Here is a 21,102-nt window from a genome sequence, read left to right as displayed (position 1 = left end):
ATTCGGAGGCTGCTGTATCTGTGTGCATCCTCCTGCCTCTGCATGCTTATTGATGGTAGTATTTCCTTATTTTTTCCTTTTTATCTATTAAACAGGGAAATCTATCATTTCGTGATTTATAATGGCGAAGGGAAAATAATCCAATAAAAGGTTGTGTAAAATCGTGAAGAAAAATGTTTTATGGACAGCACTTATGTCGCTGATGCTTTTGCTATCGGCATGCGGGAATGACGAAAAAGCTTCAAACGATAAAGAGCCGGAAAAGAAGGTTGAAGCTGAAGAAACAGAGCATGCTGACGCAGAGGGAGAAACTGATGAGTCGGAAAATGTGGAAGAAGCTGAAGAAACGGCTGAAGGAACAAGTGCAGAAGGAGAACTGCTTAACCCGAATATTGCCGATGAATCAGAGGGCGATGCTGAAGTCATCTATACGAACAGTGATCCTGGCTTTGTCCACGATATGAAAGGCTTCAAAGTCTCTGTGGATGAATATCAGATCGTTAAAGTGACAGATATGCACGAAGATGTCACGATCCCGTTCAATGATGAGATTGACGGGTATGTGATCACGGCTAAGGTTACAGTGGATAATGGCACTGACAAAGCAATGTATTACAATAATATGCACCGGATCCAGACATCACATGAGCTGGACTGGTACCCATCAGACCCGACCTTTATCCTTGATGAAGACAAGGTTAAGTCGAAAAAAGAATCAGAAACAGGGAAATTCGCAGCCGGGGAAAAGGTAACGGGGCTGATTTCATTTACCCTGACAAATGCCGAATTCGAAAAGCTTTCGACTGTAAAGCCGAAGTACATCATTGAAGGCGGAGCTGCAGACAACGACCAGTTCAAGGGTTCCATCCAGGGGAATGCCGTCTTTGACTTTGTCTACAGCAATGACCAGAAGAGTGCACTGGCAAGCGGGCCTTCCTTCTATCAGGATCGGCTGACGACCGATAATATGGCAGATAAAAAGATGATCTTTGAAAAAGAGGGAATTGGCGAAACCCAGAAGATCGGCGATGTGAATGTAACACTTGAAGGGGTGCAATATACAGAAATTACCCCGACAGAGGCCAATAAGCCCCGCTTTGAGAATTTTGGCGATAGCGGCATTGTGGCCCTGACAGTTAAATTCAAGATTGACAATCAATCTTCAGAGCCTCTCAGCATCTGGAATATCGGCTCCATCCTTTCTGTGGACGATGACCGTGCAAGGGTTCTGGCACAGGGCATGGTCGAACCGCGCGACCCCCAGACAATTGAAGCAGGGGCACAGGGCGAAAAGCTTCATGTCTTCTTATTCAGGAAAGACGAATTCGAGATATTTAAAAAGTTCAACCTGGAATTCGGCCCCTTCTATAACGAAGACGGCACAAAAGCATTCAAAGGAAGAACAGCTGAATTTACACTGCCGAGATAAAAGCCCGCTTACATGAAGGCAGTATTTTTCAGACCAAAGGGGGTACGGAATGTTAGGGTTCCGTGCCTTTTTTGGTTTGTTTTTTCCTTTGCAAAATCAATGAATTAAAGGAAATAACCCTAATAATAGAATTGAATAAAGCAATGTCATGAAAAGCCAACTTTACGTTAACGTTTTTTACGAAATATAAAACTATAAGGTATTAATTGACCTGCTTCGATGGAGTTCTAAAATGGTAATTGAATGTTAAAGTTTTCAGGGTTGTACTGCCATTCGAATTTGAAAACCTGTTGATTGGAGTGCAAGGCACGAAGACTCCAGCGGGAGATAGCGGAAGAGTTGAGACCCCACAGGAGCTTGCTCCGAGGAGACTCAACTCCGCCCCGCGGAAAGCGAAGTGCCTGGAACGCAAATCAACAGCCCCCATATAGATAACCAAATTACTTCATAGAATGACACTAAGGTTATTACTTTGTAACCAAGTGTATTTATGCCACTACCGCTGGGTCAATGAAACAAAAGCAGCGTTCCATTCTTTTTTCGTATTCGTTAGGAAAATATGAACCCGCTGCAGCTTTTTAAGGCAAATTTTCGACATTTCCCCAGGCAATCTATACAACCTATCCTGAAACCGCTATAGTGGAAGGGGCAATATGCCTTCATACATACCGAAATTTCTAATTTCCAAAAAGATATATTACAATAAACAAACAGAAGAGTACTGAAAGGTGGATACAATTTTATGGCAAAACAGATAGATGAAACATTTTTAAAAGCGGCGCGCGGGGAAAAAACAGACCGCGTCCCTGTATGGTATATGCGGCAGGCTGGCAGATCCCAGCCCGAATACCGAGCCATCAAAGAGAAATACTCCTTATTCGAAATAACGCATCAGCCTGAACTATGTGCCTATGTTACAAGACTGCCGGTTGAAAACTACGGAGTGGATGCTGCGATTCTCTATAAAGACATCATGACGCCTCTTCCGGCCATCGGAGTGGACGTAGATATTAAAACAGGCATCGGTCCGGTGATTTCCAATCCGGTCCGCTCGCTTTCAGATGTTGAGAAACTGGGGGAACTTCATCCTGAACAGGATATTCCCTATGTCCTTGACACAATCAAGCTCTTAACGGAAGAACAGCTGACAGTTCCTTTGATCGGCTTCTCCGGCGCGCCATTCACAATCGCCAGCTATATGATCGAAGGCGGGCCGTCAAAGAATTACAATAAAACAAAAGCTTTCATGTATTCCGAGCCGCAAGCATGGTTCGCGCTGATGGACAAGCTTGCTGACACCATCATCGTTTATGTAAAAGCACAGATCAAGGCTGGCGCAAAGGCTATCCAGCTTTTCGATTCATGGGTAGGCGCACTGAATGTGGCCGATTACCGCTGCTTCATCAAGCCGGTTATGGAACGGATCTTCACAGCCCTTAAAGAAGAAAATGTGCCTTTGATCATGTTTGGCGTGGGCGCAAGCCACCTCGCCATGGAGTGGCATGATCTTCCCCTGGACGTAGTCGGACTGGATTGGAGGCTTCCAATCAGCGAGGCAAGGGAGATGGGCATCAGGAAAACAGTCATGGGCAATCTTGATCCTGCCATTTTGCTTGCTCCATGGGAAGTAATTGAAGAGAGAGCCAGGGACATCCTTGACCAGGGGATGCAGCAGCCAGGCTATATTTTCAATCTTGGCCACGGCGTCTTCCCGTCTGTCAACCCGGATACTTTGAAAAAACTGACTGGCTTTATCCACGATTACTCGGCTTTCAAGCTTGCTGAGTAATTCCTGAGCATTAGATTTTGTATTCAGCCGGGTTTTTGGCACAATAAGTGACTAGAGACATAATTAAAATGAGGTGTAAATATAATGCCGAAAAAGAAAATGGGCCTGCTTGTCATGGCCTACGGAACGCCATATAAAGAAGAAGATATTGAGCGCTATTATACTCATATCCGCCATGGAAGAAAGCCCTCGGATGAGATGCTTGAAGATCTGCGGAGCCGCTATGAAGCAATCGGAGGGATTTCCCCGCTTGCCAGGATTACACAGGAGCAGGGTGAAAAGCTTGAGCAGCATCTTAACAGCATCCAGGATGAAATTGAATTCAAGATGTATCTGGGCTTGAAGCATATTGAACCTTTTGTCGAAGATGCAGTGAAGAGCATGAAAGAAGATGGAATCACGGAAGCTGCAAGCATCGTGCTGGCTCCCCATTTTTCAACCTTCAGCGTGAAGTCATATAATGGCCGTGCAAAAGAAGAAGCAGAAAGGCTTGGCGGCCTGGCCATCACTTCTGTAGAAAGCTGGTATAGAGAACCGAAATTCATCGGCTATTGGGCAGAAAAAGTGAAGGAAGCCTTCGCATCCATGCCTGCAGATGAAAAAGACAATGCAGTGCTGATCGTATCGGCCCACAGCCTGCCAGAGAAAATTCTCCAGTCTGGAGATCCTTACCCTAACCAGCTGCAGGAGACTGCCGATCTGATCGCTGAACAGGCGGGGGTAGAAAATTATGAGGTTGGCTGGCAGAGTGCCGGGAATACTCCTGAGCCATGGCTTGGGCCGGATGTCCAGGACCTGACGCGCGACTTGTATAATGAAAAAGGCTATAAAGCATTCGTCTATACACCAGTAGGATTTGTGGCAGACCACCTTGAGGTTTTATATGACAATGACTATGAATGCAAAGTCGTAACAGAGGAAATCGGTGCAAGCTATTATCGTCCGGAAATGCCTAACTCACAGCCTGAATTCATTGATGCAATGGCATCGGCTGTACTGAGGAAGCTTTCAGAATAGCAGAGAGAAGGAGACCTGCCTTTTGTGGCAGGGCTCTTTCTTTGGTTCTGATTATGTCCCTCAGTCAGGCAAAGTAAATAAATTATTAACCGGGAAGCATTGCAAGAGCTGCTGACATATGCTATTATTATTTTTGTTCAAATTGACCAAAATGTTCATTCAGTCATTTTTGTGAATCGAGGTGTATAGATGGCTGTAGACCGCAAGCAATTAATTATTGAAGCTGCCAATAAATCATTTTCTCTGTTTGGCTATAAAGCAACCACAATGGATCAGGTGGCCAAAATTGCGAATGTCGGCAAAGGGACGATCTACACGTTTTTTAAGAATAAAGAGGAATTATTCGATGAAATCATCACAACGCTCATCAAGGAAATGAAAATTGCAGCTGACGAATCTCTGGATTCTTCTTTATCTTTCCACGAAAATGTCCATCGCGCCTTATATGGGATCCTTGAGTTCAGGCTGAAGCACCAGCTGACCATCAAGCTTTTCCAGGAAGAAAAGGAAATGGGCACTCCTGCAGTGATGGAGGTAATGGAGAGGCTGGAAAAATCAATTCTTTCTTATATTAAAGAAAAAGTTGCCGAAGCTGTGAAAAAAGGCGAGATAGCAGACTGCGATCCTGAGCTGACTGCCTTCATCATGTTCAAGCTCTATATCGCCCTGATCTTTGATTGGGAAAAGCAGCATAAACCTCTTGAAAAAGAGGAAATTGCAAAGCTGTTTGAGCAATACCTGTTTAAAGGATTATCTAACTGACTTAAGGGATAATCCTTGTTTTATGAATAAAATTGACCATTTGAACAAAACAGTCAATCGTGCAGGAGGAAATATAAATGAAAAATAGACTATTCAGGAATGAGTTTTCAGCTATCTTTAAAAACAGAAAACTGCTGATCCCGATTATTGCTGTCCTGTTCATTCCTGTGCTTTACAGCGGAATGTTCCTTTGGGCATTCTGGGATCCTTATGATCATCTTGCCGATCTGCCTGTCGCAGTAGTCAATGAAGACAAAGGGGCAGAATTCGAAGGAAAAGAGCTGCAGCTCGGGGACGAACTGATATCCAATTTAAAAGATAGTGCCGATTTTAATTTTAAGTTTGTTACTAAAGAGGAAGGCTATAAAGATCTGGAGAAGGAGAAGTATTATATTCTTGTGGAGGTTCCTGAGGACTTTTCAGAGAATGCGACAACTCTTTTGGATGAAGATCCGAAAAAGCTGAATTTGATTTATGTTCCAAACGAAAGCTATAACTTCCTTTCTTCACAGATTGGCGGTACAGCAATTGAAAAAATCAAAGCTTCTCTTTCCGAGAAAATTACCGAAACCTATGCTGAGACGATGTTTGATAAAATCGGCGACATGACAGACGGTTTGGTACAGGCGAGCGATGGGGCCGGTAAGCTTGACGAAGGAGCCCTGGAGCTTAAGTCAGGTTCACAGGAACTGAAGGATAAGCTCGGAGAACTGGCCGGGAAGTCTGTTGAATTTGATAATGGCGTCAGCCAGGTGAACAAAGGATCTGCAGAGCTGGCTGCAGGAGCGAAGGACCTGGACTCCGGTCTTGGAAAGCTTCAAGCCGGCCATCAGAAATTGGAATCTGCGGCCAGTGAGCTTCAGGCGGGTAATCAGGAAGCCGCTGCTGGAGCTGCAAAGCTGAATGAAGGAATCCAGCAGGTCCAGGGAAAAGTTCCTGCCCTTGTTAAAGGAGGAGAACAGCTTCAGGGCGGTGCTGCCTCACTTTCAGGCTCACTTGATCAATGGCAGACAGAAGCTGCCAAGGTCAGCGGCGGAATGTCCCAGCTTCAGCAAAAGCTGGAAGCAGTCCTGCAGCAGATGCCGGAGGACTCCCCTGAAAGAAAAGAGCTGGAAGCAGCCTTAGGCCAGCTGGCAGCCGGTACATCACAGCTTGCCGAATCTGCCGGCCAAATATCCGGCGGAGCACAGCAGCTGTCAGAAAAAATTGGCAGCCTTTCAGAAGGGCAAAAGCAATTGCAGCAGGGAATTGATTCTCTTGCCGCAGGAAGCTCTTCACTCGCACAAGGTACAGCCAAGATTCAGGATGGCCAGCAGCAGTTTATCGCAGGCATGAATGAATACGGACAGCAATTTGCTTCAGCAAAAGCCGGGTCAGCACAGCTGGCAGCAGGGAGCACAGAGCTTTCCGGCGGTCTCGGCAAGCTGGCTGATGGCTCTGGCGCCCTGAAAGAAGGTGCAGGAAAGCTGTCTGAAGGTGCCGGCAAAGTGGCAGAAGGGAATTCAGCATTGTCCGAAGGCTCAGCAGAGCTTGCAGGCAAACTGAAGGACGGAGCTGAGGAAGCTTCATCTGTAAGTGCGGATGACAAAACCTACAATATGATTGCCGAACCTGTCCAGGTGAAAAATGAAAAAATCAATGAAGTGCCTAACTACGGAACCGGCTTTACGCCATACTTCCTTTCATTGGGCTTGTTTGTCGGAGCGCTGCTTCTATCCATCGTGTTCCCGCTCAGGGAGCCGGCATCGGTCCCTGGAAACGGCCTGAGCTGGTTTGCAGCCAAATTTGGCGTCCTTGCAGCAGCAGGCATCATCCAGGCGCTTATCGCTTCATGGATCCTGCTTTCAGGACTGGGGCTGGAAGTTCAGAGCATCCCATTATTCCTTCTGTTCAATATTATTACAAGCCTGACCTTCATGGCGCTGATCCAATTCTTTGTTACAGCACTTGGAGATCCGGGAAGATTTGTTGCTATTCTTATACTCATCCTGCAGCTGACAACAAGTGCAGGCACCTTCCCGCTTGAACTGATTCCGGGATTCCTGCAGCATTTCAATGCCCTGCTGCCGATGACCTATTCAGTGGCAGGCCTGAAGGCTGTGGCATCGAGCGGAGACTTTGCCTTCATGTGGCATAATGCAGCCATCCTCCTTGGCTTTATGCTCGTATTCATTGCTGGCACGATCACTTATTTCACTATCATTCACAAAAGAAAGTACGCAGCAATCGCAGAATAATAGAGACAGAGAAAGACCCGGCCGGCGGCCGGGTCTTTTTGGTAAAATAAGAAAGTATATTTTTTTAACTTCGATTACTGTCTAGCTCCAGCGCCTACCCCCTCGAGGTCACAAGCCAATCATCCCAAAAAGGCAAAGAACGCCTTTCCGGGATGATCGTCTTGAGGCCCCCAGGATGGGGGTTATGCAGACGTTGCCACAGGACGTGGCGTTCTTAGTCTGCGTTCCTTAAGGGTGAGCAAGGCGCTTGCGCTTTTCTTATAATTTTATAGAATTCCAGTCAGTTCAAGTCAAGACACTTATCACATTTGGTCCCATAGCATTCGTGCTGCTCATCAATGGAGCTGCCGCACTCCGAACATTGTTTTGCTGGCAAATTCCTGAAAAATTCCACGATATTTTCTAGCATTCTGTCAGCCTCCCGGGTTATGTGTTTGTGTTTCTGTATTTATATTGTATTATAACAGTATTTATTAGTCAATGTCTGTATCAATACAATTTTAAAAAAATGAAAAAATAGGCATAATCGATTATAGTGATAATAGGGATTCGGAAAAAAGGAGGACTTTCCATGAAACTAACTGTCATAGGACCTTGGGGAGGATATCCGAAGGCCAATGAGGCCAGTGCCGGCTATCTTCTTGAACATAATGGCTTCCGCCTGCTTGTGGACTGCGGCAGCGGAGTATTATCGAAAATGCAGCAGCTCATCCAGCCGGAGGAGCTTGATGCGGTCATCATCTCCCATTACCATCCTGACCACATCGCTGATATTGGAGTTTTGCAGCATGCCCGCCTGATCCAGGGCTTTCTTGGGAAAAAGATGGATACCCTGCCGATCTATGCCCACAGGGAAAACCCTCAGGAGTTCTCGAAGCTCAGCTATAAAGATATTACAGAAGGAAAAGAGTATAAGCCGGACGAGGAATTAGCCCTTGGGCCCTTTACGATCACATTTTTAAAAACGGATCATCCAGCCCCTTGCTATGCGATGCGGTTTGAAGCAGAAGGCAAAGCAATGGTATATACAGCTGATACATCCTATAAAGAAGAGCTGGCTGCTTTTGCATCCGGAGCCTCCCTGCTTGTCAGCGAGTGCAATTTCTACGGAAATCAGAATGGAAAGAATGCAGGGCATATGAACAGCTATGATGCCGGGAAGCTCGCTGAAAAAGCGGGCGCGGAACAGCTTGTCCTGACCCATCTTCCGCATTATGGGGAGCTTTCACAGCTGGCTGAGGAGTCAGCAAGAGAATACAGCGGCCCAGTCCGCCTGGCAGCATTCAATGATGCCTACACTATCTAAAACAAAGGAGAATCATCATGCTATTTATCGACAACAAAGGGATTACAGACCCCCGCATAAATCTTGCCATTGAAGAGTATGCATTGAAGAACCTGGACATTGACCAGGAAAGCTATCTGCTTTTTTACATAAATGAGCCTTCCATCATCATCGGCAAAAACCAGAACACCATCGAGGAGATCAATACAGAATATGTTGAGAAAAACGGCATTCATGTGGTCCGCCGCTTATCCGGAGGGGGAGCCGTCTACCACGATTTGGGCAATCTTAATTTTTCATTCATTACAAAGGACGATGGGGACAGCTTCCATAACTTCAGGAAGTTCACAGAGCCTGTTGTTGAGGCTTTGAAAAAAATGGGAGTGGCAGCTGAGCTGAGCGGACGGAACGATCTTACTGCAGAAGGAAGGAAAATTTCCGGTAATGCCCAGTTCGCAACAAGGGGCAGGATGTTCAGCCACGGGACATTGCTGTTTGATTCTGAGATCGACAGTGTTGTATCGGCCCTTAAGGTGAGGAAGGATAAAATTGAGTCAAAGGGCATCAAGTCCATCCGCAGCCGTGTTGCGAATATTTCTGAATTCCTGGAAGAAAAGGTTTCGACTGAGCAGTTCAGAAGCACACTCCTGAAGAACATCTTTGGGGATCTTGACGAAATTCCGGAGTATGTACTGACAGAAGAGGATTGGGAAAAGATACATCAGCTATCAAAAGAGCGCTACCGGAATTGGGACTGGAATTATGGGAAATCACCGAAATTCAATCTCCAGCATTCACACCGCTTCCCGGTCGGCCAAATCGATGTCCGTCTGGATGTGAATAAAGGGGTTATCGAGAATTGCAAAATATTCGGCGACTTTTTCGGGGTCGGAGATGTAGCAGTAATTGAAGATAAGCTGGCAGGTCTGCGCTATGAGAAAGCGGCAATCGAAGACGCTCTTGCAGATATCAACATCAAACATTATTTTGGAAATGTCACAAAAGAGGATTTTATTGATCTTGTCTATTGAGTTTTGCCCCGCCCCGGCGGGGTTTTTTTATGGGTACGCAATACAGCGGGCCAAATATATACAAAATTTTGGCACTGTGCACTTGAATACATAAATTTCTTTCAATATAATATATTTAGAAAATTTTTTATTATTTAATGAATGATTATTCATTCATTTAGGAGGAGGGAAAATTATGAACTTATCTTTACAGCTGCATGAAACTGCTCAGAAGCTGGGTGAAAAGCCAGCCTATTATTTTATGGACAAGGAGAGCACTTATGCTGAGCTTGATGAGGCAGTTACAAAGTTTGCTTCTGGCTTGGAAAAGCTGGGAATCCAAAAGGGAGATCATGTCGCACTGCTGCTCGGCAATTCTCCATTCTTCATTATCAGCTTGTATGGGGCGATGCGCCTGGGGGCGACCGTGATTCCGATCAATCCGATCTATACGCCGGATGAAATTGGCTATATTGTCAAAAACGGTGATGTAAAAGCTATCATCAGCCTGGACTTGCTGGTTCCGATGGCAGAGAAAATGCACAGGGCCCTTCCGTCGGTTGAAAACTATATCATTTGTGAAACCCCTCAAGGCAAACAGGCAGGTGCTGATGTCTCGGCCCTGAGTGTCTATCCTAAACTGAAATCGTTTACATCAGTGCTGGCTTCAGGCGATGCCGGCTTCCAGGGACCGGAGCTCGAGGAAGAGGAGACAGCTATCATACTCTATACATCAGGCACCACAGGGAAGCCGAAAGGCGCAATGCTCACGCATAAAAACCTTTACAGCAATGCAAAGGATGTAAGCGATTACTTGAAGATGAATGAATCGGACAGGGTCATTACGTCGCTTCCGATGTTCCATGTCTTCTGCCTGACTGTTGTGCTTAACGCACCTCTGATGAATGGAGCGACCATCCTGATCGATCCTAAATTCAGCCCGAAAGAAGTATTCAGGCTGGTAAAAGAGTATGAGGCAACTGTTTTTGCCGGTGTGCCGACCATGTACAATTTCCTGCTGCAATACAGCGATGGCAAGGCAGAAGATTTAAAGTCCCTCCGCCTCTGCATTTCCGGCGGAGCATCACTGCCGGTAGCACTGCTTGAAAACTTTGAAAGAAAATTCAATGTCCTTATTTCCGAAGGATACGGGCTGTCCGAGGCTTCGCCGGTAACATGCTTCAATCCGCTTGACCGGCCGCGCAAGCCTGGCTCAATCGGGACAAGCATCCTTAATGTTGAAAACAGAGTTGTCAATGAACTGGGTGATGAGGTGCCGCCTGGTGAAGTCGGCGAACTTGCTGTAAGGGGCCCGAATGTTATGAAAGGCTATTATAAGATGCCTGAAGAAACAGCTGCCACAATCAGGGACGGCTGGCTTTTTACAGGAGATCTTGCGAGGATGGATGAAGAAGGCTATTTCTATATTGTTGACAGGAAAAAGGAAATCATCATTGTCGGCGGCTACAATGTCTATCCAAGGGAAGTGGAGGAAGTGCTGTACAGCCATCCGGGCGTGGTTGAGGCGGCTGTAATCGGCGTGCCGGATCCGAATCAGGGAGAAGCGGTGAGAAGCTATGTTGTGCTGTCTGATCCTTCTCTCACCGGAGAAGAGCTGATTGCCTACTGTAAACAGCATCTTGCTAAATACAAGCTGCCTTCCTCGATTGAATTCCTGGACGAGCTGCCTAAGAATACGACAGGAAAGATATTGAGAAGAGCATTGAAGAAACAGGTGCTTCAGACCAAATAAAGCTATGATGGCAGTTTGTCCAGGGCCATTCTGCGGATATGTGGAATATCATGTACATTTCGTTCTCAAAACCAGGCCGGATTTCGCTTCCAGCCTGGTTTTTTGACAGGAAGCTGCCTGCTTCATCCTGTCATCTTCCGCCGTGGATATGATAGAAATGCTTCATACCATGAGTGAAAAGAAAGGGTTTTCATATCCGGAAAGCGAATTATGCAGATAGACATAAAAAAGGAGTTGAAAACGAAATATGAGCAGCATTGATTTTAAGGTGGAGAATCACACGGCCGTTATTACCCTGAACAGGCCAGAAGCACTGAATGCTTTTAATTATGAGACTCTTGAAGAGCTGCAGCGGACAGTGGAGGATATCAGGATCAATCCGGATGTCCGGATTGTCATTTTTATAGGAGCAGGCGATAAAGCATTCAGTGTCGGGGCTGATCTGAAGGAAAGAAAGACACTTTCTCAGACGGAAGTCAAAAGGAATGTATATAAAATCGGCGAGGTATTCTCATTGATTGATCATCTTCCTCAGCCTACGATTGCAGCCATCAATGGATTTGCTTTTGGCGGGGGGATGGAGCTGGCCCTGTCCTGTGATTTCAGGCTGGCTGCCCAGGGAACGAAGATGGGATTGACTGAAACAAGCCTTGCCATCATTCCCGGAGCAGGCGGGACGCAGCGTCTTCCGAGGCTGATCGGACAGGCTAAGGCACTTGAGCTGATCCTCACTGCCAGGAGGCTTACAACTGAAGACGCTTTGCATTATGGATTATTGACAAAAGCAGTCCCTCAGGAACAGCTTCTTGAAGAATGTCTGAAACTCGCAGAAGAAATGCTGGCAAACGGACCTGTCGCCCTTCAGCAGGCTAAATTTGCTGTTAAACAAGGGATGAATGCGGATCTGCAGACAGGTTTGCAGATTGAGAGAAAAGCCTATGAGGTGACTATTCCGACAGAAGACAGGCTGGAAGCCCTTCAGGCGTTCTCCGAAAAAAGGAAGCCTGAATTCAAAGGAAGATAACAAAACACCCTGTGAATGGAAAGCCGTTCACAGGGTGTTTTTTGATTTTCATATTATAAACTTTCTAAAATATCAAAAAACTGCTTGAATATAGTATAATTCCCTTATATAATTTAGTGAATAAAAGCATAAAAGCATAAAAGTGCGAAAGCGGAATAGCAATTGATGGGACAAGAATGGGGGATTATTCATGAAAAAGAAAAAGTTTGGATTGGCTGCGGCAGGACTGCTGGCAGCAGGATTGCTGTCAGGGTGCGGTTCAGATGAAGCTGGAGGAAAAACAGCAGCAGAGGGAAAGAAAACATATCAAATCGGCGTAACGCAGATTGTGGAGCATCCTTCTCTTGATGCAGCGCTTGAGGGGTTCAAGAAGGCCCTTGAAGATAAAGGGCTCGAGGTTGACTATGATGTCCAGATCGCCCAGGGCGACCAGAACAACAACCAGGCAATTGCCAACAACTTTGCCGGCGACGGTGTAGATCTTATCTTTGCCAATTCGACGCCGAGCGCTTACGGGGCACTGAATGCGACAAAGGATATCCCAATCGTTTTCACCTCTGTAACAGATCCCGTTGGAGCTGAGCTCGTGGCCTCGATGGAAGAGCCTGGAGAAAATATTACAGGGACAACGGATACGCATCCGGATGCCATCCCGAATACGGTGAAATTCATGGCTGAGCAGATGGAAGGAAAAACGGTAGGAGTCATCTACAATTCGGGGGAGCAGAATTCCAATGCCCAGATCGATCTTGTGAAAAAGGCGATGGAAGGAACAGACTTAAAGCTGGAAGAGGCCACAGTATCAGCTTCCTCAGAGGTGAAGCAGGCAGCTGAATCCCTTGTAGGCAAAGCAGACATGATTTATATCATTACGGATAATACAGTTGTTTCCGCCCTGGAGTCGGTCATCCAGACAGCCAACGACAATGAGATCCCGCTGTTTGTCGGGGAACTGGACTCAGTCGAGCGCGGAGGGTTTGCGGCTTACGGGTTTGACTATGAAGATATTGGTTATGAGGCAGGGGAAATGGCGGCCAAGATCCTTGAAGGAGAGAAGAAGCCATCAGAGCTTCCTGTACAATATCCTCAAAACCTAAAGCTTCTGATCAATAAGAAGGCTGCAGAGGAAATGAATATCGGGCTTAAAGAGGAATGGGGCAGCTTGGCTGAATTTATCGAATAGAATGGTAGAATTCCCTCCCGGAGAAAGGAAGATTATATGTTCACAGCGATATTTGGATCAGTGGAGGCGGGTGCGATTTATGCGTTGATGGCCCTTGGTGTGTACCTGTCATTCCGGGTGCTTGATTTCCCGGACCTGACAGTGGATGGGAGTTTTGTTACAGGTGCGGCTGTTGCTGCTTCGATGATTGCGGCAGGCGCAAATCCGTTCCTTGCTACCATAATGGCAATGATATGCGGCTTTGCTGCAGGGTGCCTGACTGGCCTGCTCCACACAAAAGGAAAAATAAATCCCCTTTTGTCCGGCATATTAATGATGATTGCCCTTTACTCCATCAACCTGAGGATAATGGGAAAATCGAATGTCCCCCTCCTCTCAGAGGAGACTCTCATCACAAAGCTGTCCGGTTTTTGGGAGTCACTGCCGTTCGACAGCGGGATGGCATCACTGTTGACGGGCATGGGGCTCGAGGGGATGGTTCCCAAAACATGGGGGATCCTGCTGGTAATGCTTGCTGTATCAATGGTCATTAAGCTGCTGCTCGATGCTTTCCTGAAAACGGATATCGGGCTTGCCATCAGGGCAGTGGGCGATAATGAGACAATGGTGCGGAGCTTTTCGGCTGATACTGATACTTTAAAAATCCTTGGTCTGGGATTGTCCAACGGACTTGTTGCTTTTTCGGGCGCCCTTATTGCCCAGTACAATGGCTTCAGCGATGTCGGCATGGGGATCGGCATGATCATTATCGGCCTTGCCTCCGTCATCATCGGCGAGGCGGTCTTTGGGGCAAAAACGATTTTCAGGGCGACTTTAGCCGTTATTGGGGGAGCCATCCTTTATAGAATCATCGTGACCCTTGCGCTGAGGGCCGATTTTCTTGAAACAGGAGATATGAAGCTCATTACGGCTGCGATCGTTGTCTGTGCGCTCATCATCCCAAGGATGATTGAACGGCAGCGGGACAGCAGGCGGAGGAAAAAGAGGCGATTTGGCGAGGAAGAGCTGAAAAAAATGGCAGAAGAAGGCGGTGGGCAGGTTGCTGCAGCTAAAACAGATTTATAAAGTATTCAATGAAGCTACCCCAGATGAGAAAAAGGCTCTTCAGCATCTTAACCTAACCATGCAGCCAGGGGATTTTGTCACTGTCATCGGCAGCAATGGGGCAGGCAAGTCCACCTTGATGAACATCATATCAGGCCGCCTCTATCCTGATGAAGGGGAAGTGCTGATTGACGGCAAAGATGTTACGCAAATGAAAGAGCACAAAAGGTCGCGCCTGATCGGCAGGGTATTCCAGGATCCGATGGCAGGTACGTCTCCTAATTTAACCATTGAGGAGAATCTGGCGATTGCCTTTTCGCGGGCAGGGGGACGCGGCCTGCGGCTGGGAATGACGAAGAAACGGAAGGCCTTTTTTAAGGAGCAGCTTGAAATGCTCCAACTCGGGCTTGAGGACCGCCTTGAAGCAAAGGCAGGCCTTTTGTCGGGAGGTGAAAGGCAGGCACTGTCATTATTGATGGCCACCTTCACAGAGCCGAAAATCCTGCTGCTTGATGAGCACACAGCAGCGCTTGATCCGGCCCGGGCTGCCCTTATCACTGAACTGACCAGAAAGATCGTTGAGTCTTTCGGCCTGACAGCCCTGATGGTCACCCATAATATGCAGCAGGCGATCGATCTTGGAAACAAGCTGATCATGATGGACAGTGGGCAGATCATTTTTGAAGCAGGAGAAAAGGCTAAGCAGGAACTGACAGTTGAAAAATTGCTCGGGGAATTCCAGCGCATCCGCGGTGAGAAATTGAACAGCGACCGTGCTGTCCTTGCCTGAATAAAAGGTGCCGATGGCATGCCATGCGGCACTTTTTATTTTGTTATTCGTAATACATGACTACCTGGCATTTTGCTGGTGCTTCCCCCGTATTCCTGTAGCTGTGGGTCTGGTCAGCGGCAAACCGGAGGGCAGAGCCTTCCTGGATCCTGTATGGCCGGCCGCCGATGATTACCTCAATTTCCCCGCTTATGACTGTGATATATTCTTCTACCCCTTCGTTATGCTGATCTGAGGCCTGCTTCCAGCCAGGGGAGATTTCCACAATAAAAATCTCAAATTTCTTTCGCGGATCAAAGGGGAACAGCGGGAACACTTTATACTTGCCTTCATTCTCAATGATCGGGTTAATCTGACTGATGCTGGCAAAAGAAACTTCTGATGATTTTTCTGCCATCAGAGAAGAAAAAGAAATCTGGAGGCCGCTGGCAATTTTCCATAAGGTTGTGACGGTGGGGTTGGATTCTCCCCTTTCTATCTGTCCAAGCATTGCCTTGCTTACACCGGTTGCCTCTGCGGCCATGTCCAGGCTGAGCCCTCTGCTCCTTCGTATATTCCGTAAATTTTCCCCGATATTTTTATGAATATTCTCCATTTTTTCCTCCAAAGGAATTGTGTAATATAACGCACATATGTATAATATAACTCAAAAGTATAAAAGAAACACAGTATTTTCCAATAATATTTCCTTAGATACATAACGGCAGGTGAGGATAATGGCAGAATTAGCAGCAGAAAGGCCAGCAGGGGAATTCCGCAAAGGGATACAGGCAGGGATAAGCATCGCGATCGGATATTTTCCGATTGCCATAACATTCGGGCTCTTGGCAAAGACCACAGGGCTTTCAGTAGGAGAAACAGTGCTGATGAGCCTGCTCGTCTTTGCGGGTGCGGCCCAGTATATCTCCCTGAGCCTCTTGACGCTGGGTACAGGGATATTTGAAATCGTCCTTACTACCTTTATTGTTAACATCAGGCATTTCCTGATGTCAGCATCTCTTAATGAAAAGTGTGAAGACGAGCATACGGCAAATAAAATCATATTTGCTTTTGGCATTACAGATGAGACCTTTTCAGTTGCTTCCATGAAAAGAGAGAAAGTTTCTTCAGGCTATATGTTCGGCCTCATCTTTGTATCCTACTCAAGCTGGGTGGTCAGCTCCGGCATCGGCCATCTGATCGGCGCCAGTCTTCCCCAGACTCTTCAGGAAAGCATGTCAGTCGCATTATATGCCATGTTTGTGGGACTGCTCGTGCCTTCCATGAAGGGCAGTGCAAAGGTTGTGTTCCTTGCTGTGCTTGCAGCAGGATTCAATACGATATTCACAATGGCAGATCTGCTGTCGACAGGGTGGGCCATTGTCACAGCTACACTTTTGTCAGCACTGATTACTGAAGCTGTGGAAACTTTGAAAAAGAGAAGGGGAGTTAAGCGGCATGAATAGCCAAATCATTATGATGATCATCGGGATGGCGGCCGTCACCTATATTCCGAGGATGCTTCCCTTCGTCCTGTTCAGAGGGAAGGAGCTGCCTGCATTCTGGCAGGGTGTTTTGAGAAATGTCCCTTATGCGACACTGGGAGCGCTTATTTTCCCTGGAATTCTCTTTATCCAGGAAGATATCTGGTACGGCCTGCTCGGGGCAGCTGCAGCTTTCCTGGCAGCTTACCTTGGAGCAAACGTCATCGTGGTCGTCCTCGGGTCGATCGCTGTACTGTCGGTATACTCCTATTTTTTCTAGCGTGACTGCCAGGCTCAAGCTGCTGAGCCTGGTTTTTCTATTGAGGGCAGCGGATTGAAAGCGGTTTGGGAGAATATATAATTGAGGCTCCTCCATTTTGCTGTTCTAAAATAAACAATCGGTACTACACTGTAGGGAGAGGTTGTACAAAGAAAGCCCGTCCAGACTGCCCGCTTTTTGCGGAAATAGCAGCCAAGAAGAAAGGGGGAATCGAAATGGCTCGGAAAATCGGCTTTTACACAGTCATTGGATATGTAGTCTACGGGCTGTTTTTTTACTGGTATCTGTTTTATTTTGCGAATACAAGCCTGCCTTTTGAGTATCAGGGAACACAGGCAGACCCGGAAGCTTTTCTGAACGGGCGGGAGCTCATGCTGAGCGAAGAGTATTCCAGGATAAGGAACCTGCTGTTCTTTTTGTCCACCCCCCTTGAATGGGTGATTTATGTTCTTGTCCTTGTGACCGGCCTGTCTTCGGCCATGAAGAAGTGGGCTGGGAAGTCGGCGCGGGCGAAGGCTCTGCAGACGGCCATCTATCTGCTATGGCTCTCAGTCTTTGCGTTCGCCGCCACTTTCCCTTTAAGCTATATCAGCTATTCGCTGTCCAAGAGCTATAATATCTCAACACAGACCTTCAGCTCCTGGATGAAAGATGAACTGATCGACTTCTGGGTCAATTACGGAACGATGTTCATCCTGGTTTCAGTGCTGTATTGGCTGATGAAAAAAAGCACAAAAAGATGGTGGCTGTATGCATGGCTGTTATCGGTGCCGTTCACACTGTTCATGATGTTCCTGCAGCCTGTTGTGATCGATCCGCTTTACAACGATTTCTATCCGCTTAAAAATAAAGAGCTGGAAGGAAAGATCCTTCAATTAGCGGGTGAGGCACATATTCCTGCCGAGCATGTGTTTGAAGTGAACATGGCAGAGAAAACCAACTCGCTTAATGCGTATGTAACAGGCATCGGTTCAAACTCACGGATCGTTTTGTGGGATACAACACTCAACCGGCTGAGTGATGACCAGATCCTGTTCATCATGGCTCATGAAATGGCCCACTATGTAGAGAAGCATATATACATAGGGATTGCAGGATATTTAGTGCTTTCCTTGATCGGCCTGTATCTCATATCGAAGCTGATGAATCTGGTGATTGCAAGATGGGGGAGAGCCTTTAAGCTGCAGGAGGTTTCCGACATCCGCTCACTCCCTCTGTTCCTTGCGCTCCTTTCGGTACTGCTGTTTGCTGCCAGTCCGGTTACCAACCTTGTCTCAAGATATCAGGAAATGAGAGCTGACCGGTATGCCATTGAAATGACCGATGATCCGGAAGCCGCAATAGGGACATTCCAGGAATTGACGAAGGCAGGCTTGAGCCAGGTAAAGCCGCCGCTGCTTGTGAAAATTTTCCGGTACGGGCATCCGACCATGCTGGAGCGTATTTCCATGCTGGAAGAGTATGAAATGAAAAAAAGAACTGGATCCGGCAGCGAATAACAGCTGTTAAGCAGAGGGGCACCCGGCCGAGCCGGGGCCTCTTTGTTTGTTGAATCTTTTTCACAGCCGAATCCGTATGATTATTATACAAACCAAAAAAAGGGGACCTGGTGATGAATCTGGATCAAAGAATTGCTGAAGCAAGACAGCGGGAACAGCAATACGTGAAATATAACAGGCGCCTTGATGCGCTGAAGACTGAAAAAGATCAGGAAAAGGCTTCGTCAGATAGACTGAAGAAAACTTGGGAGAAAGAACTGAAGGAAGCAGATAAGCTCGAAGGCCCATCATTGTCAGGATTTTTTCTGATGCTCAGCGGCAAGAAGGAAGAAAGGCTGCAAAAAGAAAAAGAGGAAGCGTATAAAGCAAGGATTCTGTATGATGAGTCCCTGAAAAAGCTGAATGATCTTGAAGCTGACATCAGTACGTACAAAGAAAGAGCTGCAGGGCTGGAAACGGCTGGGGCAGAGTACAAAGAGCTGCTGATGGAAAAAGAGCGTCTGATCCTGCAGGAAGGCGGGGCTGTCAGCGATATGCTTTTTCATTTATCAGACCAGCTGGAGGAAAGGAGAGCGATGATTCAGGAAATACGGGAAGCTGAGAGTGCCTTAGTGGAGGCAAGGGAAGCCTTGCGCAAAGCTGATGGCGAGCTTTCGAGCGCAAAGAATTGGGGTTTTCTCGACCTTGCGGGAGGCGACTTCCTCTCGACCATGGCGAAAAGGTCATATATGGACAAGGCAAAAGAGTCCTTGCATGATGCACAGCACAACCTGAAAAAGCTGCAGAAGGAGCTCGATGACCTTGGCCGCTCCATTTCCGCCGAGCTTGAGGTAGGAAGCTTTTTGGGCATTGCCGATCTTTTCTTTGATAATATCTTTTCCGATTGGATGGTCCAGGAGAAAATCAATGCCTCTGCTGATAAAGTGAAGGAATGCCTGAATGTGCTTGAGGACCTCGAAAACGAACTCAGAACGGAGAAAGATGCTGCAGAACGGGAGATTGAGAGCTTAAAAGAGAAAAGAGTAGAGTATTTGGGCCACTGAACGGTCCGTGGATAATTAAGAAGACCCTCCGGCCGGGCCGGAGGGTTTACAGTGTTCTAGTGTCCAAATCGTTCGTTCAATTCTTTGTACTCTTTTGATAGCTGGGTGAATAGGGCCTTGTTGCGGTCATCGAGGGCTTGATCGATTTTTTGGGCCAATTTTTCTTTTTCGGATATCAGCTGGACTTCCGACAAGAGCATTTCAATGTAGAGGTGTAAGACGTACGTGTCCTTGAGCTGTTTGCGGTTCATCGTGTTCTTTTTCATCGACTCTGCATATGACTTCTCTTTCATGAAAATCACCCCTGCTGCTTTTTAATATTATATGGAGGAACAGGGGAAAATTCAACTAAATTATTTAAATTTTTAGAAAATTAATTCCGCGCTTTTGGCATTTGACAATAATTGACTAAAAATTTGCAATTATCTGGAATAAAGATGGTATAATAAAATGAAACGAAGAGCAAAGGAGATGAATCACTTGGATATGCATAAAAAAAGATTGGTGGAGGAATACGAAATAAATCCTTCTACGATGATCATCATGCCGCAGATATACGGCAAAAAAATTTACTCGCGGATCTTTGAGGTTGAAGATGAATTCCTGTCCCCGTTCAAACCGTTTGATATCGTCAAAAAAAGCTGCGGCTACTTCGGCTCCTCTTATGAGGGACGGAAGGATGCGACCAAGGATATCATTGGCGTGACGCATAAAGTCCCAATTGTCATCGACCCGACAAACCTGCTGTATTTTTTTCCGACAACTTCCCCGAACAACCCCGACTGCATCTGGATCTCTTATGAGCATATTGCAGCCCACCATCGTACAGATCCCTCACATACCAAGGTCGTATTCGGAAACAAACATACACTGATCCTCCCTGTATCATCCAGCTCATTTGAAAATCAGCTCCTCCGGACAGCTCATCTAAGGACAAAGCTTCATCAGCGGATCGAAGGGCATGGCAGGAAGATGTTCTATTTCACAGATAATCAGAGGCCCAACAGGGCTTCAGAACCCGTCGGGAGCTACCGGAACAGGAAGCTCGAGTGATCTCCGGCATGCGCCTATGCGGTAAATTACAGAGGCTGGCCTGGCCTCTTCAGACGGAGGCGGCTTTCTTCCTGCATCGTCCAGCGTTTGAACAAGTAATATTCCATCAGCTCCTGTACCCTGTTGCGGATCCTCGGATTAAAATAGTTATGGTGCTCTTCATACCCTTTATAAAGGAACATGAACATCGTAAATGCATCATCACGCTTGATCTCCTGGACCTGGAGGCGGTTATCCTTCATATAGCGCTTTACGCCTGCCAGCTCTGCCTGGATGAATTTCATCGTATCTTCAATTAAATTCAGGTAAGGCTTTTTGAGTTTAAAGGGACTATTATTAATCACACCTATGTCCCTGTTCAGCACAACCAATACCATAGGAAGATAGATTGCCTGCTCCATAATATTTCGGTCATCCTCTGGAATTCTTGTCATATCAGCT

Annotated in this window: 21 protein-coding genes; 17 read left to right on the top strand and 4 right to left on the bottom strand. The window is 46.7% G+C overall.

The window, feature by feature from the left end; translation table 11 throughout:
* The first annotated feature begins 163 nt into the window (after positions 1 to 163).
* The 5 genes from FZD51_RS21360 (at position 164) to FZD51_RS21335 (ending at position 7,234) form a co-directional block, all read left to right on the top strand.
* Positions 164 to 1,429, top strand: coding sequence for a DUF5068 domain-containing protein (locus tag FZD51_RS21360; RefSeq protein ID WP_262381043.1), 1,266 nt, complete (start codon positions 164 to 166; stop codon positions 1,427 to 1,429).
* Positions 1,430 to 2,171: 742 nt separating this feature from the next.
* Positions 2,172 to 3,218, top strand: coding sequence for a uroporphyrinogen decarboxylase (hemE, locus tag FZD51_RS21350; RefSeq protein ID WP_148976595.1), 1,047 nt, complete (start codon positions 2,172 to 2,174; stop codon positions 3,216 to 3,218).
* 84 nt (positions 3,219 to 3,302) lie between these two features.
* Positions 3,303 to 4,235, top strand: coding sequence for a ferrochelatase (gene hemH, locus FZD51_RS21345; RefSeq protein ID WP_148976594.1), 933 nt, complete (start codon positions 3,303 to 3,305; stop codon positions 4,233 to 4,235).
* Between the two features lie 189 nt (positions 4,236 to 4,424).
* A complete protein-coding gene (locus FZD51_RS21340) occupies positions 4,425 to 4,997 on the top strand; it encodes a TetR/AcrR family transcriptional regulator (RefSeq protein ID WP_009793943.1) in 573 nt (190 codons plus the stop codon).
* Positions 4,998 to 5,074: 77 nt separating this feature from the next.
* On the top strand, positions 5,075 to 7,234 hold the full coding sequence (locus FZD51_RS21335) for a YhgE/Pip domain-containing protein (protein WP_148976593.1): 2,160 nt from the start codon (positions 5,075 to 5,077) through the stop codon (positions 7,232 to 7,234).
* A gap of 280 nt (positions 7,235 to 7,514) precedes the next feature.
* On the opposite strand, the gene yhfH is transcribed toward FZD51_RS21335, so the two are convergent.
* Positions 7,515 to 7,643: a protein YhfH gene (gene yhfH, locus FZD51_RS21330; RefSeq protein ID WP_009793941.1), complete on the bottom strand. Its 129-nt coding sequence runs from the start codon at positions 7,641 to 7,643 to the stop codon at positions 7,515 to 7,517.
* Between the two features lie 162 nt (positions 7,644 to 7,805).
* On the opposite strand from yhfH, the gene FZD51_RS21325 reads away from it, so the two are divergent.
* The 7 genes from FZD51_RS21325 (at position 7,806) to FZD51_RS21295 (ending at position 15,323) form a co-directional block, all read left to right on the top strand.
* Positions 7,806 to 8,540, top strand: coding sequence for an MBL fold metallo-hydrolase (locus FZD51_RS21325; protein WP_148976592.1), 735 nt, complete (start codon positions 7,806 to 7,808; stop codon positions 8,538 to 8,540).
* A gap of 17 nt (positions 8,541 to 8,557) precedes the next feature.
* Entirely contained in the window at positions 8,558 to 9,550 is a 993-nt protein-coding gene (locus tag FZD51_RS21320; protein ID WP_148976591.1) for a lipoate--protein ligase, read from the top strand.
* 175 nt (positions 9,551 to 9,725) lie between these two features.
* Positions 9,726 to 11,282 (top strand): fatty acid--CoA ligase family protein, encoded by a 1,557-nt coding sequence (locus FZD51_RS21315; protein WP_148976590.1) that lies wholly within the window; start codon positions 9,726 to 9,728, stop codon positions 11,280 to 11,282.
* A gap of 247 nt (positions 11,283 to 11,529) precedes the next feature.
* A complete protein-coding gene (locus FZD51_RS21310) occupies positions 11,530 to 12,306 on the top strand; it encodes an enoyl-CoA hydratase-related protein (RefSeq protein WP_148976589.1) in 777 nt (258 codons plus the stop codon).
* Between the two features lie 190 nt (positions 12,307 to 12,496).
* Positions 12,497 to 13,489, top strand: coding sequence for an ABC transporter substrate-binding protein (locus FZD51_RS21305; RefSeq protein WP_148976588.1), 993 nt, complete (start codon positions 12,497 to 12,499; stop codon positions 13,487 to 13,489).
* Positions 13,490 to 13,525: 36 nt separating this feature from the next.
* Entirely contained in the window at positions 13,526 to 14,554 is a 1,029-nt protein-coding gene (locus FZD51_RS21300; protein ID WP_101550945.1) for an ABC transporter permease, read from the top strand.
* Entirely contained in the window at positions 14,529 to 15,323 is a 795-nt protein-coding gene (locus tag FZD51_RS21295) for an ABC transporter ATP-binding protein (RefSeq protein WP_148976587.1), read from the top strand. Before FZD51_RS21300 ends, FZD51_RS21295 begins: the two co-directional genes overlap by 26 nt.
* Before the next feature lie 43 nt (positions 15,324 to 15,366).
* Here the strand turns inward: FZD51_RS21295 and FZD51_RS21290 are convergent, their stop codons facing one another.
* Positions 15,367 to 15,918: a helix-turn-helix domain-containing protein gene (locus FZD51_RS21290; protein WP_148976586.1), complete on the bottom strand. Its 552-nt coding sequence runs from the start codon at positions 15,916 to 15,918 to the stop codon at positions 15,367 to 15,369.
* A gap of 121 nt (positions 15,919 to 16,039) precedes the next feature.
* Here FZD51_RS21290 and FZD51_RS21285 point away from each other — a divergent pair, with 121 nt between their 5' ends.
* From FZD51_RS21285 to FZD51_RS21270, 4 genes are all read left to right on the top strand, one after another.
* Complete coding sequence (locus FZD51_RS21285) at positions 16,040 to 16,768, top strand: AzlC family ABC transporter permease (protein WP_148976585.1); 729 nt, start codon at positions 16,040 to 16,042, stop codon at positions 16,766 to 16,768.
* Positions 16,761 to 17,066 (top strand): AzlD domain-containing protein, encoded by a 306-nt coding sequence (locus FZD51_RS21280; protein ID WP_009793986.1) that lies wholly within the window; start codon positions 16,761 to 16,763, stop codon positions 17,064 to 17,066. The genes FZD51_RS21285 and FZD51_RS21280 overlap by 8 nt, the downstream gene beginning before the upstream one ends.
* 215 nt (positions 17,067 to 17,281) lie before the next feature.
* On the top strand, positions 17,282 to 18,565 hold the full coding sequence (locus FZD51_RS21275) for a M48 family metallopeptidase (RefSeq protein ID WP_148976584.1): 1,284 nt from the start codon (positions 17,282 to 17,284) through the stop codon (positions 18,563 to 18,565).
* 113 nt (positions 18,566 to 18,678) lie between these two features.
* A complete protein-coding gene (locus FZD51_RS21270) occupies positions 18,679 to 19,608 on the top strand; it encodes a hypothetical protein (RefSeq protein WP_148976583.1) in 930 nt (309 codons plus the stop codon).
* Between the two features lie 56 nt (positions 19,609 to 19,664).
* Here the strand turns inward: FZD51_RS21270 and FZD51_RS21265 are convergent, their stop codons facing one another.
* Positions 19,665 to 19,901 (bottom strand): IDEAL domain-containing protein, encoded by a 237-nt coding sequence (locus FZD51_RS21265; protein ID WP_148976582.1) that lies wholly within the window; start codon positions 19,899 to 19,901, stop codon positions 19,665 to 19,667.
* A 193-nt stretch (positions 19,902 to 20,094) separates the two neighbouring features.
* Between FZD51_RS21265 and FZD51_RS21260 the strand changes: the two genes are divergently transcribed.
* Positions 20,095 to 20,661 (top strand): competence protein ComK, encoded by a 567-nt coding sequence (locus FZD51_RS21260; RefSeq protein ID WP_253619054.1) that lies wholly within the window; start codon positions 20,095 to 20,097, stop codon positions 20,659 to 20,661.
* 26 nt (positions 20,662 to 20,687) lie between these two features.
* On the opposite strand, the gene FZD51_RS21255 is transcribed toward FZD51_RS21260, so the two are convergent.
* Positions 20,688 to 21,095 (bottom strand): YhjD family protein, encoded by a 408-nt coding sequence (locus FZD51_RS21255; protein WP_148976581.1) that lies wholly within the window; start codon positions 21,093 to 21,095, stop codon positions 20,688 to 20,690.
* Positions 21,096 to 21,102 lie beyond the last annotated feature (7 nt).

The organism is Bacillus infantis, from assembly GCF_008180445.1.
Classification (GTDB): domain Bacteria; phylum Bacillota; class Bacilli; order Bacillales; family Cytobacillaceae; genus Bacillus_AB; species Bacillus_AB infantis_B.
Note: the sequence above shows the minus strand (reverse complement) of the source record. Positions and strands in the feature narration are given on the sequence as shown.

What these genes read in the sequence shown, in the direction of transcription:
- hemE (WP_148976595.1), top strand. Translation starts at nt 2,172, where the DNA reads ATGGCAAAACAGATAGATGAAACATTTTTAAAAGCGGCGCGCGGGGAA.
- hemH (WP_148976594.1), top strand. Translation starts at nt 3,303, where the DNA reads ATGCCGAAAAAGAAAATGGGCCTGCTTGTCATGGCCTACGGAACGCCA.
- FZD51_RS21340 (WP_009793943.1), top strand. Translation starts at nt 4,425, where the DNA reads ATGGCTGTAGACCGCAAGCAATTAATTATTGAAGCTGCCAATAAATCA.
- FZD51_RS21335 (WP_148976593.1), top strand. Translation starts at nt 5,075, where the DNA reads ATGAAAAATAGACTATTCAGGAATGAGTTTTCAGCTATCTTTAAAAAC.
- yhfH (WP_009793941.1), bottom strand. Translation starts at nt 7,643, where the DNA reads ATGCTAGAAAATATCGTGGAATTTTTCAGGAATTTGCCAGCAAAACAA.
- FZD51_RS21325 (WP_148976592.1), top strand. Translation starts at nt 7,806, where the DNA reads ATGAAACTAACTGTCATAGGACCTTGGGGAGGATATCCGAAGGCCAAT.
- FZD51_RS21320 (WP_148976591.1), top strand. Translation starts at nt 8,558, where the DNA reads ATGCTATTTATCGACAACAAAGGGATTACAGACCCCCGCATAAATCTT.
- FZD51_RS21315 (WP_148976590.1), top strand. Translation starts at nt 9,726, where the DNA reads ATGAACTTATCTTTACAGCTGCATGAAACTGCTCAGAAGCTGGGTGAA.
- FZD51_RS21310 (WP_148976589.1), top strand. Translation starts at nt 11,530, where the DNA reads ATGAGCAGCATTGATTTTAAGGTGGAGAATCACACGGCCGTTATTACC.
- FZD51_RS21305 (WP_148976588.1), top strand. Translation starts at nt 12,497, where the DNA reads ATGAAAAAGAAAAAGTTTGGATTGGCTGCGGCAGGACTGCTGGCAGCA.
- FZD51_RS21300 (WP_101550945.1), top strand. Translation starts at nt 13,526, where the DNA reads ATGTTCACAGCGATATTTGGATCAGTGGAGGCGGGTGCGATTTATGCG.
- FZD51_RS21290 (WP_148976586.1), bottom strand. Translation starts at nt 15,918, where the DNA reads ATGGAGAATATTCATAAAAATATCGGGGAAAATTTACGGAATATACGA.
- FZD51_RS21285 (WP_148976585.1), top strand. Translation starts at nt 16,040, where the DNA reads ATGGCAGAATTAGCAGCAGAAAGGCCAGCAGGGGAATTCCGCAAAGGG.
- FZD51_RS21280 (WP_009793986.1), top strand. Translation starts at nt 16,761, where the DNA reads ATGAATAGCCAAATCATTATGATGATCATCGGGATGGCGGCCGTCACC.
- FZD51_RS21275 (WP_148976584.1), top strand. Translation starts at nt 17,282, where the DNA reads ATGGCTCGGAAAATCGGCTTTTACACAGTCATTGGATATGTAGTCTAC.
- FZD51_RS21270 (WP_148976583.1), top strand. Translation starts at nt 18,679, where the DNA reads ATGAATCTGGATCAAAGAATTGCTGAAGCAAGACAGCGGGAACAGCAA.
- FZD51_RS21265 (WP_148976582.1), bottom strand. Translation starts at nt 19,901, where the DNA reads ATGAAAGAGAAGTCATATGCAGAGTCGATGAAAAAGAACACGATGAAC.
- FZD51_RS21260 (WP_253619054.1), top strand. Translation starts at nt 20,095, where the DNA reads ATGCATAAAAAAAGATTGGTGGAGGAATACGAAATAAATCCTTCTACG.
- FZD51_RS21255 (WP_148976581.1), bottom strand. Translation starts at nt 21,095, where the DNA reads ATGACAAGAATTCCAGAGGATGACCGAAATATTATGGAGCAGGCAATC.